At 72.5% G+C, this 13,145-nt stretch carries 13 protein-coding genes; 4 read left to right on the top strand and 9 right to left on the bottom strand.

The window, feature by feature from the left end:
• Positions 1-41: 41 nt before the first annotated feature.
• Entirely contained in the window at positions 42-1,124 is a 1,083-nt protein-coding gene (locus ACZ7L4_RS37770) for an NADH:flavin oxidoreductase/NADH oxidase (protein WP_472109569.1), read from the bottom strand.
• Between the two features lie 171 nt (positions 1,125-1,295).
• Here ACZ7L4_RS37770 and ACZ7L4_RS37765 point away from each other — a divergent pair, with 171 nt between their 5' ends.
• Positions 1,296-1,670 carry an ArsR/SmtB family transcription factor gene (locus tag ACZ7L4_RS37765; RefSeq protein WP_472109568.1) on the top strand — a complete coding sequence of 125 codons (375 nt, stop codon included), beginning with the start codon at positions 1,296-1,298 and terminating at the stop codon, positions 1,668-1,670.
• On the opposite strand, the gene ACZ7L4_RS37760 is transcribed toward ACZ7L4_RS37765, so the two are convergent.
• From ACZ7L4_RS37760 to ACZ7L4_RS37750, 3 genes are all read right to left on the bottom strand, one after another.
• Positions 1,590-2,975, bottom strand: a complete 1,386-nt coding sequence (locus tag ACZ7L4_RS37760; RefSeq protein WP_472109567.1) for a nucleobase:cation symporter-2 family protein — start codon at positions 2,973-2,975, stop codon at positions 1,590-1,592. The two genes, ACZ7L4_RS37765 and ACZ7L4_RS37760, sit on opposite strands and share 81 nt — an antisense overlap.
• Positions 2,976-3,062: 87 nt before the next feature.
• Positions 3,063-4,403, bottom strand: coding sequence for a ferredoxin--NADP reductase domain-containing protein (locus ACZ7L4_RS37755; RefSeq protein WP_472109566.1), 1,341 nt, complete (start codon positions 4,401-4,403; stop codon positions 3,063-3,065).
• An 82-nt stretch (positions 4,404-4,485) separates the two neighbouring features.
• Positions 4,486-5,130 (bottom strand): DUF305 domain-containing protein, encoded by a 645-nt coding sequence (locus ACZ7L4_RS37750; protein ID WP_472109565.1) that lies wholly within the window; start codon positions 5,128-5,130, stop codon positions 4,486-4,488.
• A gap of 108 nt (positions 5,131-5,238) precedes the next feature.
• Between ACZ7L4_RS37750 and ACZ7L4_RS37745 the strand changes: the two genes are divergently transcribed.
• Positions 5,239-6,738, top strand: coding sequence for an LVIVD repeat-containing protein (locus ACZ7L4_RS37745; RefSeq protein WP_472109564.1), 1,500 nt, complete (start codon positions 5,239-5,241; stop codon positions 6,736-6,738).
• On the opposite strand, the gene ACZ7L4_RS37740 is transcribed toward ACZ7L4_RS37745, so the two are convergent.
• From ACZ7L4_RS37740 to ACZ7L4_RS37720, 5 genes are all read right to left on the bottom strand, one after another.
• Positions 6,726-7,442: a TetR/AcrR family transcriptional regulator gene (locus ACZ7L4_RS37740; RefSeq protein WP_472109563.1), complete on the bottom strand. Its 717-nt coding sequence runs from the start codon at positions 7,440-7,442 to the stop codon at positions 6,726-6,728. The two genes, ACZ7L4_RS37745 and ACZ7L4_RS37740, sit on opposite strands and share 13 nt — an antisense overlap.
• Positions 7,443-7,621: 179 nt before the next feature.
• Positions 7,622-8,332: an HAD family hydrolase gene (locus ACZ7L4_RS37735; protein WP_472109562.1), complete on the bottom strand. Its 711-nt coding sequence runs from the start codon at positions 8,330-8,332 to the stop codon at positions 7,622-7,624.
• 33 nt (positions 8,333-8,365) lie between these two features.
• Entirely contained in the window at positions 8,366-9,046 is a 681-nt protein-coding gene (locus tag ACZ7L4_RS37730) for a phosphatase PAP2 family protein (RefSeq protein ID WP_472109561.1), read from the bottom strand.
• A gap of 62 nt (positions 9,047-9,108) precedes the next feature.
• A complete protein-coding gene (locus ACZ7L4_RS37725; protein ID WP_472109560.1) occupies positions 9,109-10,044 on the bottom strand; it encodes a M56 family metallopeptidase in 936 nt (311 codons plus the stop codon).
• An 86-nt stretch (positions 10,045-10,130) separates the two neighbouring features.
• The gene (locus ACZ7L4_RS37720; protein ID WP_472109559.1) at positions 10,131-10,688 is read right to left on the bottom strand and encodes a DUF5134 domain-containing protein; all 558 of its coding nucleotides are present in this window, start codon (positions 10,686-10,688) and stop codon (positions 10,131-10,133) included.
• A 177-nt stretch (positions 10,689-10,865) separates the two neighbouring features.
• On the opposite strand from ACZ7L4_RS37720, the gene ACZ7L4_RS37715 reads away from it, so the two are divergent.
• Both ACZ7L4_RS37715 and ACZ7L4_RS37710 read left to right on the top strand, forming a co-directional pair.
• A complete protein-coding gene (locus tag ACZ7L4_RS37715) occupies positions 10,866-12,530 on the top strand; it encodes an FUSC family protein (RefSeq protein ID WP_472109558.1) in 1,665 nt (554 codons plus the stop codon).
• 56 nt (positions 12,531-12,586) lie between these two features.
• Positions 12,587-13,123, top strand: coding sequence for a MarR family winged helix-turn-helix transcriptional regulator (locus ACZ7L4_RS37710; RefSeq protein WP_472109557.1), 537 nt, complete (start codon positions 12,587-12,589; stop codon positions 13,121-13,123).
• The last annotated feature ends 22 nt before the right edge of the window (positions 13,124-13,145 follow it).

The following is a 13,145-nucleotide window of genomic DNA, read 5'->3' as shown; positions in this document are numbered from 1 at the left end:
CCCCCGCGATCGGCGGATCGCGGGGGCACACGGCCGTTCGCTCAGACCGACCGGTGGTACTGGTCCGGCACGTGGCTCTCGGCGCCCAGCTCGCGCGCCGCGTGGCGGGCGAAGGACGGGTCGCGGAGGAGTTCGCGGCCGACGAGGACCGCGTCGGCCTCACCGTTGGCGAGGATCTTCTCGGCCTGCTCGGGCTCGGTGATGAGGCCGACGGCGGCGGCCGGGACCCCGGCCTCGTTGCGGACACGCGCCGCGAAGGGGACCTGGTAGCCGGGGCCGAGCGGGATGCGGACGCCCGCCGCGTTGCCGCCGGTCGACACGTCGATGAGGTCCACGCCGTGCTCCTTCAGCTCGGCGGCGAACCGGACGGTGTCGTCGGCGGTCCAGCCCTCCTCGCCGTCCAGCCAGTCGGTCGCGGAGATGCGGAAGAGCAGCGGCAGCTCCTCGGGCAGGACCTCGCGGACCGCGTCCACGACCTCGAGGGCGAAACGGGTGCGGTTCTCGTAGGAGCCGCCGTACTCGTCCGTGCGCTTGTTGGAGTGCGGGGAGAGGAACTCGCCGATCAGGTAGCCGTGCGCGCCGTGCAGCTCGATGACCTCGAAACCGGCGTCGAGGGAGCGGCGGGTGGCGTCGACGAACTGCTGGACGATCTCCTTGATCGCCTCGACCGACAGCTCGGCGGGCACCGGGTGGTGCTCGTCGAAGGGCACCGCGCTCGGGGCGACGGCCTCCCAGCCGTATGCGTCGGGGCCGACCGGAGCGCCGCCCTTCCAGGGCTGGTCGGTCGAGGCCTTGCGGCCCGCGTGACCCAGCTGGATGCCCGGAACGGTGTTCTGCGACTTCAGGAACGACGTGATCCGGCGGAACGCCTCGACCTGCGTGTCGTTCCAGATGCCGAGGTCCTGCGGGGAGATCCGGCCTTCGGGGGAGACGCCGGTCGCCTCGACGATGATCAGGCCGGTGCCGCCCGCGGCCCGCGCCCCGTAGTGCTGGAAGTGCCAGTCGTTGGGCGCACCGGTGAGCGGGCCCTCGGGAGCGGCGCTGTACTGGCACATCGGCGGCATCCACACGCGGTTGGGGATGGTCAGGGACCGCAGGGTGTAGGGCTCGAACAGTGCGCTCACGGCGGACTCCATTCGGTGTGGATCGCGGATGTGCCTCGCGGTTGGCGACGAGGATCTGCCTAGTACGATAGCCACCGTAGTACGGCGGATGTCAAACTACGAGGGTTCTCGTACAATGGCCGCAACGCACCGCAGGCATCCAGCCATCCGCACCGCGAAGGGGAGTCGTCCATGACGGCCGCAGCACCGCACACCGAGGCCGCCACCGGCGGTCGCACCCTCGCGCACCCCGACCGCACGGAGATCCGGCTCGAAACGGTGCTGCACGCGCTGTCCGACCCGATGCGCATGGCCGTCGTCCGGGAGATGGCGGCGTCGGCGGACGCCGAGCTGTCCTGTTCGGCCTTCGACCTGCCCGTCACCAAGTCGACCACCACGCACCACTTCCGGGTGCTGCGGGAGGCCGGGGTGATCGAGCAGGTCTACCGGGGGACCGCCAAGATGAACGGGCTGCGCAGGGACGATCTAGACGCGCTCTTCCCCGGCCTGCTGGACCACATCCTCGACGCGGCCGCGCGGCAGCACGACCGGCTCGGCGGGAGCTGACGGCGCCGAACCCGCCTTCTGTGGAAGGTGGTTGAAGAGCAGGTTCAGCGCGATCGCCGTCAGGCAGCCCGCGCTGATGCCGCTGTCCATCACCGTCTGGAACCAGTTCGGGAAGTGCTCGTAGAGCGTCGGCACGCCCACCGGCAGGATGCCGACCGCCACGGAGACCGCCACCACGGTCAGATTGCCGTTCCCCTCGAAGTCCACCTTCGCCAGGGTCTTCAGGCCGCTCGCCGCGACCGTCCCGAACATCACGAGGCCCGCGCCGCCGAGCACCGGGGAGGGGATCGCGGCGACCACCGCGCCCAGCTTCGGCAGCAGCCCGAGCAGGATCAGGATGCCGCCCGAGACGGCGACCACCCACCGGCTGCGCACCTTCGTCATGCCGACCAGGCCGACGTTCTGCGCGAACGCCGTGTACGGGAAGGTGTTGAAGACGCCGCCGAGCACGGTCGAGAAGCCGTCGGCGCGCAGGCCGTCGCCGAGCGCGCGCCGGTCCACCGGCCGGTCCGTCATCTCGCCGACCGCGATGAAGTCACCGGTCGTCTCCGTCATCGTCACCAGCGCCACGATCAGCATCGACACGATCGCCGCCGCGTGGAACTCCGGGGCCCCGAAGTGGAAGGGTGTGCTGATCCCGACCCAGTTCGCGTCGCCGACCGCCGAGAAGTCCGTGAAGCCGGTGGGGATCGCCACCGCCGTGCCCACCGCGATGCCCACCAGCACGGCGACCCGGCTCAGGGCGGGCGGCGCGAACCGCTGCACGCCGAGCACGAGCACCAGGACGAGCGCCGCGAGTCCGAGGTTCCTCGGCTCCCCGAAGTCCTTCGCGCCGGAGCCGCCCGCGGCCCACGTGCCCGCCGTCGGCAGCAGTGACAGGCCGATGATCAGGATCACCGTGCCCGTGACCAGCGGCGGGAAGAAGCGCAGCAGCCGCCCGAAGACCGGCGCGAGGAGCATCATCGCGAGACCCGCGACGATCACCGCGCCGTAGATCGCCGGCAGTCCGCCGCCCGTCGTGCCGATCAGCACCATCGGCGACACGGCCGCGAACGTACAGCCCTGCACGATCGGCAGCCGGATGCCGAAGCGCCACACGCCCACGCACTGGATGAGGGTGGCGATCCCGCACACCAGCAGGTCGGCGGTGATCAGATACGCGAGGTCGGCGGGCGGCAGCTTCATGGCGCCGCCCACGATCAGCGGCACGGCGACCGCGCCCGCGTACATGGCGAGCACGTGCTGCAGCCCGAACGCCGCCAACTGGCGTACGGGCGGGACCTGGTCCACGGGGTGCGTTGTCATGCACGAGAACGTATTGAGCTTGAACGTTTTGTTGATTTCCGTCGTGTTGCCGCTACGTGTCCTTGCCCCCGGACCGCGTCGGATCGGCTACGAGCCCCGCGCCGCGCTCAGCAGGCCGTCCCAGTCGGGAATCTTCACCGACCCCCGCCCGAGCCCGCGGCCCAGCTCCGCCTCGGCCCGCTCGATCGCCCGCCACCCGTCCCACTGCACGGGGCGCGCCCCCGCCGCGATCAGTCCGGTCAGCGGGTCCCGCGCGATACCGGCGTCCGCGCCGGCCAGATCGTCCAGGAGCGACGCGACGGTCTCCTTGGCGCAGGGCCGGTTGGTGCCGATCACGCCCGTCGGGCCGCGCTTGATCCACCCGGCGACGTACTCGCCCGGCGCCACCCGGCCGTCCCGCAGCACCCGCCCCGCCGCGTGCGGCACGGTGCCGCCGCGCTCGTCGAACGGCAGGCCCTCCAGCGGCACCCCGCGGTACCCGACGGAACGCAGTACGAGCTCGGCGCCGATCGTCTCGAACCCGCCCGTGCCGCTCACGCCCCCGTGCCCGTCGGGCCGCGTGTGCTCGAAGCGGACTCCGGCCACCCGGCCGTCGGGGCCCGCGAGCACCTCGACGGGGCGCAGGAAGAACCTCAGGTGGATACGGCGGCGCGCGGCCCGGGGCGGCTCGGCGGCCCAGCCGCGCAGCACCTCCACGTTGCGCCGCTGCGCGGCGGGCAGCGCGGACGGATCGACGTAGGCCGGATCGAGCGCCAACTCGGCCTCGTCGACGAGAACTTCGGTGTCCGGGAGGCCGCCCAGCTCGCGCAGCTCCTTCGTCGTGAAACGGGCCTGCGAGGGGCCGCGCCGGCCCACCATGTGCACGTCCCGGACCTCGCTGGCGGCGAGGGTGTCGAGCGCGGCGCGCGGCATGTCGGTGGGCAGGAGTTCGGTGGCGCCGCGGGCCAGCATCCGGGTCACGTCCACCGACACATTGCCCACGCCGATGGCGACGGCCGTGCGCACACCCCGGACGAAACCGCTGTCGACCGCGTCCGGGTGCGCGCTGTACCAGGCCACGAAGTCGGTCGCCGACCAGCTGCCCGGCAGGTCCTCGCCGGGGATCCCGAGCCGCCGGTCGGCCGCCGCGCCCACGCAGTACACCACCGCGTCGTACAGCTCCAGGAGCTTCGCGGGCGGCAGCGCCGGGCCGATCTCCACGCCGCCGAGGAAGCGGACCCGCTCGTCCTCCAGGACGGTGCGCAGATTGTTCTGCAGCGACTTGATCTTCTCGTGGTCCGGGGCGACGCCGTAGCGCACGAGCCCGTACGGGCAGGGGAGCCGGTCGAGCACATCGACGCGGATGTCCGGGACGCGGTCCTGCCGCACGAGGCCCTGCGCGGTGTAGACCCCGCTCGGACCCGAGCCGACGACGGCGATGTGCGGCACGGGGTGCTCCCTCCGCCGAGGTGCTGATGTGTCCCAGCATGACACCGGGAGGGGCGGCGTGGGAGGGGGCGCGGGGCGGCGCTCAGGACATGTCGCGCATCCGCTCGATCTCGGTGGTCTGCTGCGCGATCACATCGTCCGCCATCTCCTCCACCTGCACGTTGTTCCCGCCGCTCTTGACCTCCGTGGCCATCGTGACGGCCCCCTGGTGGTGCGTGATCATCAGCTTCAGGAACAGCTCGTCGAACGCCTTGCCCTTGGCGGCCCGCAGCTTCTTCAGCTGGGCGTCGGTCGCCATTCCCGGCATCGAGCCGTGCGCCTTGTGGCCCTCGGGCGAGGCGTCGCGCTTGTGCTTCTTCAGCCAGCCGCGCATCATCTCGACCTCAGGACCCTGCGCGGCGGCGATCCGCTCGGCGAGCCCCTTCACCTGCTCCGACTCGGCCTGCTTCGGGGCCAGTTCGGTCATCTTCAGGGCCTGCTCGTGGTGCGGGATCATCATCTGCGCGTAGGTGACGTCGGCGGAGTTCGGGGTGTCGTCCGCGCCGCGCTCCTTCGCGTCCTTGGCCGAAAGCGTCTCGGCCGCGTCGCCCGGCTTGCCCGGCGCGATGACCGAAGGCCCGTCGGACACACGGGAGTTGGCCTTGTCTGCGGCGCCGGAGCCCCCGGAGTCGCACGCGGTCAATGCCAGCGCCGACATCGCCGCCAGCGCGGCGACGGCAACTTTCATGACGATTACGTTGCCAGCTATTGATCTGTGCATGAGGAGGACGATACTCGGGGAGATCCGTGAATCGTTCACGTACGAGCGAAGTCACCGTCACCCAAGGAGACAACAGTGACCCTGTACTCCCCCCGAACACGGCGCAGACGCCTGGGAGTTGCCACCGCGGCGGCCGGACTCCTCGCGGCGCTGCTCGCCGCGGGCCCCGTCTCGGCGACACCCGACCCGGGCGACAAGTCGGCGGCTCCCAAGAGCGTGTCGAGGAGCACCGAGGCCGAGGTCGAGAAGGCGATATCCGCCGGCGACATACCCGGCCAGGACGAGGTCGTCCACTCGGACAACATCCAGCACGTCACCAACATCCCCAAGGACGCGCTGCCCGGCACCAACTCGGACCTCGCCTTCCAGGGCAAGTACGCGTTCGCCGGGAACTACGACGGGTTCCGCGTCTTCGACATCAGCAACCCGAAGGCACCGAAGACGGTCGCCCAGGTGCTGTGTCCCGGCTCGCAGAACGACGTCTCCGTCTCCGGGAACCTGCTGTTCCTGTCCACGGACAGCTCCCGCAGCGACGACTCCTGCGCCTCCACCACCCAGCCGGCGACCGAGAAGTCGTCCTGGGAGGGCATGAAGGTCTTCGACATCAGCGACAAGGCGAACCCGAAGTACGTCTCCGCCGTCGAGACCGCGTGCGGTTCGCACACCCACACCCTGGTGCCGGAGAAGAAGAACGTCTACGTCTACGTCTCCTCGTACTCGCCGAGCGCGACGTTCCCCGACTGCCGGCCGCCGCACGACGGCATCTCGGTCATCAAGGTGCCCCGCAACGCGCCGCAGAAGGCGGCCGTCGTGAACTTCCCGGTCCTGTTCCCCGGTGAGGGCGAGGACGGCGGCGGCAACCCAGGCGCGCCCACCAACCCGGGCGTCTCCAAGACCACCGGCTGCCACGACATCACGGTCCTGCCCTCCAAGGACCTCGCGGCGGGCGCCTGCATGGGCGACGGCATCCTGTTCTCCATCAAGGACCCGGAGAACCCGAAGGTCATCGACCAGGTCCAGGACAACGTCAACTTCGCGTTCTGGCACTCCGCGACCTTCAACCAGAAGGCCAACAAGGTCGTCTTCACCGACGAGCTGGGCGGCGGTGGCGCGGCCACCTGCAACGCGGAGATCGGCCCGGACCGCGGCGCGGACGGCATCTACGACATCACCGGCAAGGGCGACAAGCGCAAGCTCGTCTTCAAGAGCTACTTCAAGATCCCGCGCCACCAGGCCGACACCGAGAACTGTGTCGCGCACAACGGCTCGCTGATCCCGGTCAAGGGCAAGGACCTCATGGTGCAGGCCTGGTACCAGGGCGGCGTCTCCGTCTGGGACTTCACCAATTCCGCGAAGCCCAAGGAGATCGGCTACTTCGAGCGCGGCCCGCTCAGCACCGACAAGATCCAGACGGGCGGGTCCTGGAGCGCGTACTACTACAACGGCTATGTGTTCTCGAACGACATCGCGAAGGGCTTCGACGTCCTGAAGATCAAGGACGCCAGGACCGACCCGGCCTCGAAGATCCGCCTGGGCGAGCTCAACGTCCAGACGCAGCCGGACTACTTCGGCTGACCGCTCGGCCCACCGCCCACGGCCGGTGACAGCGGCTCGAAGTAGCGCGAGAAATCGGCCGGTCTGCCGTGGGCGGGGCTCCCGTCGGACGACGCGTCATCCCCGTCGTCCGGCGGGAAGCCCCATTTCCATTCCAGGCCGTAGCGGCGGAACAGCTCGGCGCGCATGGTCGTGAGGCGCATCGGCACCCCGGGTACGAGCATCGAGAACACGGCGCCCATCAGCACGGCACGCAGCATCGGATAGTCCGTGTCGACGTCCAGCGTCCCGTGCCGCACGACCGTGTCGCGCAGCAGCGCCGCCAGCCGCTGCTGCTCAGGGCACTGCACAAACCCTTCGGCCTGCAGGATCCCCGCCATGTGCGTACGCATCAGGAGCGGTTGGTCGCGGGCGAGACCGAGGATCGCGTCGATGGCGCGGGCCAGCCGCTCGTCCCCGTCGTCGAGGCCGGGCCGCGGCTCCCGCTCCAGCGCCTCCTCCAGGGTGCGGTGCATCAGCCGGTGCACCGCGGACTGCAGCAACTGCCGCTTTCCCGGGAAGTAGTAGGAGACCAGACCGCGCGCCGAACGGGCGCGGTCCGCGATGTCACCGAGCGTCGTCGCGTCGTACCCGCGCTCCCCGACGAGCTCCAACGTCGCCTGCAGGAGCCGTTCGCGGGAACGTCGGCGCAACTCCTCATTGACCGATGCGCTGCGGGGGGACATTCTTATCTCCTGCGTTGACTGGCTCGCAGCCAACTATACTCAGCGCTTCCCGGCCACCGGCCTGTTGGGCGTGGTGTGTGCGGGAGGACCGGCCGTATTCGGGCGACGCGGGGGATCGTCCGAATACGGCTGTGTCGTGTGCGGGGCCGTCAGGTGCCGCCGCGTCACGTGCCGCGGCGTCAGGTGAGGGCGGCTCGGATCAGGTCGAGCACCGGGCGCAGCCCGTCGGGGCGGGCCTCGGCCGGCAGATGGTCCACGAAGTGCACCGCGCAGCCCAGCTCCGCCGCCCCGCCGTCCGCGCGCCGGTCGTCGCCCACCATCAGCGCGTCCGCGGGCGCCACGCCCAGCTCGTCCAGCGCCGCCGTGAACAGCCGGGCGTCCGGCTTCTGGACGCCGTGCCGGTACGACAGGACGTACGCGTCGACGTACCGGTCGAGGCCGTGCGCGGCGAAGACGGGGCGCGGGTCCCAGCCGATGTTGCTGATCACGGCCACCGGCAGCCCGTGCTCGCGCAGACCGGCGAGGACCTCGTGGGCGTCCGGGTAGGGCCGCCAGGCGGCCGGTGTCATGTGCCGGTCGTACAGGGCGTCGTAGAGCCGCTCGTCGGGCAGTGGCACCTGGCGGGCCAGGCCCGTGTACGCGGCGCGGTGCCCCGAGGCGTCCACGTCACGGGCGGCGACGAGCTCGGCGAGGTGCGCGGGGACGTTCACCGGGTGCGTGCTGCCGCCCGGCAGCGCCCCGGCCGCGTCCAGGCCCGCGACGGCACGCGTGAAGTCCTCGTCCGGCAGCGTCAGTTCGGCCTCGTCGAGCACGGCGCGCAGCCAGGACTCGGTGGACTCGATGCGGAAGAGGGTCCCGGAGAAGTCGAACAGCACGGCTTTGATCGTCATGCCGTCGATCCTCCGGCGCGTCGAACGCGCAGGTCAAGACCGGGCGTTGGGCGCGCCCCACTTCTCGTACGCCGCCGTGGACAGCACCACGGTCAGCGCCCCGAGCAGCCAGCCGGCCAGCACGTCCGTCGGCCAGTGCACCCCGAGCCACAGGCGGGTCAGGCCGACGCCGAGCACCGACACCACGGCGAGCGCGAGCGCGGTGCGCCACAGCGCGCGCCCGGCCCCGTACCGCCGCAGCAGCCACAGCGTGAGCGCGCACACCACGGTCGCCGTCATCGCGTGCCCCGAGGGGAACGCCGCGTAGTGCGCCGAGTCCACGGGGTCGCGCCAGGCCGGGCGCGGCCGGTCGACGGCGGCCTTCAGGCCCTGCTGCAGCAGCGTGCCGACCAGGCAGGTGGCCGCCACCCAGCCCGCGAGCAGCAGGTCCCGCAGCCGCCACGCGAGGAGCAGCACGATCACCGCGCACAGCAGCCGCATGGTCCAGGGGTCCCACACCCAGTCGGTCAGGACGCGGTTGACGTGCGTGACACCGGGTTCGGCGAGGGCCCGGCCGTGCAGCGAGCGGGCGATGGCCCGGTCGACGTCCATCAGCGGGCTCCAGCGGAGCGCCACCAGGACGAGCAGGAGGACGGAGGGCAGGGCCAGCGCGGTGGCGAGCGCGCGGACGGGTCGGGGGCGTCGGGGCGGGGAGTCGAGCCGTGCCGGGTGCATGGGAACGATCCTCGCTCATCGGGCGCGGCGCGGGCCATCCCGGTGGGCCGCGCGGCGTGCTGCTACCCCAGCGCCCGCAGGGCGGGGACGAAGGTGACCAGGAGGGGGACGAGCGGGATCAGCGCCGCGACCGCCGTGAGCCGCAGCCGGTGCGCGGGCGACAGGCGCGACGGCGGCGTGAGCAGCCGGTGCACGCGCTGGGGGACCTGCGCGTGCGGCGTCGGACAGGGGCCGAACACCCCGCGGTCCTCGTTGAGTTCGACCAGGGCGAGGGCGATGTTCATCCGCCCGAAGCGGCGCGACGCGACGTCGTCGGCCGCCAGCTCCACCAGGCGGTGCATCTCGTCGCGGAACGAGGCGAACACCGGGACCTGCGGGAAACCGGAGGCCAGCGCGCCCGAGCAGTGCAGCAGCCAGTCGTGCCGCCACCGCGCGTGCCCCATCTCGTGCGCGAGCACCGCGTCGAGGCGGCGCCCCTTCAGGCGCTGCAACGCGGCCGTGGTGATGACGAGTTGGGGCGTCGGGCCCGCCAGCCACCAGGCGTCGGGGCGCTTGCCCTCCAGGACGACCAGGCGGTCGGGGCCCGGCTCCTCGCCCGGCAACAGCGGCGCCCGCTCCAGGAGTTCGGCCCGCCGCGCGCGCCGCCTCGCCCGCGCGTTCCGCACCTCGCGCACCAGCATCGCCGCCGTCCACGCCCCGCCCAGGGCGAGCGTCACGGCGACGGTCGCGGCCCACGGACCGGCGGCGCGCAGCGCGTACGCGTCCACCACCCCGTGCGGCGCGGCCGCGAAGACATGGCCGCGCACGGCGCCCCAGGCGGCCGCCGCGCTCAACGTCATCGACAGGGCGCAGCACAGCAGCACACCCGCCACCACGCACTGCCAGGCCCACAGCGCGACGATCGGCTCCCGCTCCGTCCAGTCCGCGCGCGCGAGCAGTCTCGGCGCGACCAGGGCGGCAAGGGCGCCGAGCAGCAACAGTGCTACGGGGACCGTCATGGCCGTCACCCTATGAGGCGAGCGCTACCCACGGGTATGGCCTGAGGCGTCAAGTGACGCACGCCACGGTTTCGTTGATCGACCCGCTACATCGTCAGCAGCATCGCGAGCATCCCGATCCCCATCGACAGCCGGCACGCCCGCGCCAGCTCCGGACGGTCGCCCCAGCCGGCGGCGACCGCGGGGCCGGTGGTCGTCGTGGCCGCCGTGGCGGGAACGAGGCGGGCGGCCGACCACAGGACGTAGACCGTGAAGTAGAGGAGGAGCGCGCCCGTGAGCGCCGGGGCGCCCGCGCCGCCGTGGTGCGCGTGGGCCGCCGGGCGGACGGCCATCGCCACCGCCATGTACGCCATGGCGAACGTGCCCACCAGGTGGTGCAGGTGGTGGCCCCCCGTTCGGGAGGCCCACAGGGCGCGGAGCGCGGCGGCCCCGAACACGGTCGCGTACAGCAGCCACGCCCAGTGCGGGGGCGTGAGCACCGCCGCCGGGACGGCCATCAGCGCCATCCCGAATCCCATCAGGGCCTCGCCGCCGGCCGTGCGGCGCTGCTCCTCGACGTCGCTGCGCAGGCGCAGCAGGCAGTACGCGCCGGTCGCCGCGCAGAGCGCGACCAGCAGCCACGCGGCCGAGAGCGGTCCGTGCACCGGGTCCCCCATCGTGTCCGTCTCGTCATCGGTGTCCGTCAGGGAGATGCCCCGGCGGGCAGGGGCGTATGGCGGCGCAGGGGAGCACGGGTGGTCGCGCGGGCGGATCGCGCCTCCGGTGTGTGCGTCCGATCACGTGGAATCATTTACGGGTAAAACACCTGCTAAACTTTTCTTATGAGCAGCACACCACCGACACCTCGCACCCCCGCCGTCCACCGCCTCCCGCTCGCCGGAGTGCTGCGCCTCAACAAGCCGTCGGACGTCTGGCTCAAGCCCGCGACCAGCGTCGTCGTCGCCACCGCGATACCGAACATGACGCTGCTCGCCCTGGGCCGACTCGACCTGGCGATGTACACGATGGCGGGCAGCCTGTGCGCTCTGTACGGGCACAACCTCCCGTACGCGGCACGCGCGCGTGCCCTCGCCTGGGTGGTCGTCGGAATGCTCGCGAGCGTCGGCGTCGCCCTGGTCTCCGCCTCGCTCACCTCGTCCGCGGCCGTCCTCGTCGCCGTCGGCGCGCTGCTCGCCGCCGCCCAGAAGACGCTGTGCGACGCCACCCGGATCGGACCGCCGGGACACCTGATCTTCACGTTCATCAGCTCCGCGACGCTGTTCGCGCCGCAGACCCTCGGGCAGGTGCCGGGCCACCTCGCGCTGACGCTGGCCGCGGGCGCCGTGTCGTGGATCGTCGGCATGGCCCCCGCCCTCGTCCGGCCGCACGGACCCGAGCGCCGCGCCACCGCCCGCGCGCTGAACGCCGCCGCCGCGTACGTCGAGCGGCCCGAGCACGCGCCCGCCCGCGGCGCGGCGGCCGCCGCCGTGCACGCCGCCTGGCAGTCGCTGCTCGCCACCGGCGCCCGCACCGAGGCGCGGCGCGCCCTGGAGCGGCTCGTGCTGCGCGCCGAGGTCGCCATCGCGGCGCCGGGCGACGCCGACGCCGACCGGCTGCGCACCTGGGCGGCCGGACTGCGCGGCGCGGGCTCGGTGCCCCGGCCCGCGCGCATCGCCGGGATGGACGACGAACTCCTCGGCATCGAGGCCGAGCTCGCGGGCGGCAAGCCCTCGCTGTGGCGGCGGATCGGCCCCGGCTCGCCGCTGCTGCCCATCGCCCTGCGGACGTTCGTCGGCTGCGCCCTCGCCGGATACGGCTCGCTCGCCCTCGGTGTCGGCCGCCCCTACTGGGCCCTCGTCACCGCCGCCTCGATCTACCAGGCCAACCTCACGCTGTCCTGGAACCGCGGCATCCAGCGCGTCGTCGGCAACATCGCCGGCGTCCTCGTCTTCGCGGCCGTCGTCCCGCTCGCCCACGCCAGCCGGCTCGCCCTCGTGCTGTGCTGCCTCGCCTGCGCCTTCGGGGCCGAGGCGCTCATCACCCGCAACTACTGGCTGGGCAGCCTGTGCGTGACGCCGATGGCGCTCCTGGTCACCGAGTTCGCCCGCTACCAGGAGCCCGGCGAGCTGATCGGCGACCGCGTGATCGACACCCTCGTCGGCGCCGTGCTCGGCGTCGTCGCCGCCATCGCCGTCACCAACCGGCGTGCGACCGACGGCATCGAGAAGGCCCTCGCCGCGAGCGACACCGCCCGCGAGTCCGCCGAGCGCACGCTCGCGCTGCCCACCCCGGGCCACGCCGCCCTGGAGACGGCCCGCCGCGGCCTCACCGCCGCCCTCGTCGAGCTGCGTGCCGCCGCCGACACCGCGGCCGGCGAGTGGTGGCAGCGCGCCCTGCCCGAGGAGCGGGTGCTCGCCGCCGAGCAGTCCGGGCACCGTACGCTCGCCGCCACGGTCCGGCGGCAGGCCATGGCGGGCGACCCGAGTGGTGCGGGCGCCCAGAAGTAGCGGATAGTGGCGGACGCACAGCGTTCGGCCCATGAGGAAGGTCCGGTCAGGCAGGCATGAGCACGCAGCAAGGCCCGGCGGCAACGGCGCCGCTCGACATCGTGTCGTCGGTCGTACGGCAGTGGCAGGCCGTACGCCCCGACATCGACACCGGCCCCATGGAGATCATCGGGCGCATCAACCGGTGCGCCGCGCTGCTCCAGCAGGCCGAGGACGCGCCGCTGCGGCACGCGGGCCTGACCAGGGCCGAGTTCGATCTGCTCGGTACGCTGCGCAGGACCGGGCGCGAGCTCACCCCCGGCGACCTCGCCCGCGAGACGTTCGCCTCCGGCGCCGCCGTCACCAAGCGCCTCAAGCAGCTCCAGGAGCGCGGCCTGATCGCCCGCCGCGGCGACACCCGCGACCGCCGCGTCTCCCACCTCAGCCTGACGGACGAGGGCCGCGCCCTCGTCGACGAGCTGCTCCCGAGTCAACTCGCGTACGAGGGGGCGGTCCTTTCGGGGCTCGGTGAGGGCAAGGACACGCAACTGAGCGCCCTGCTGGGTGAGTTGCTGCTCCAGTTGGAGGGGCGACTGGGGAGCGGACCCCAGTAGGGGCCCGCCGCCCGCCCGCAGT

It is taken from the genome of Streptomyces sp. NPDC107575 (genome assembly GCF_055657265.1).
This window is presented reverse-complemented; position numbering and strand designations above follow the sequence as displayed.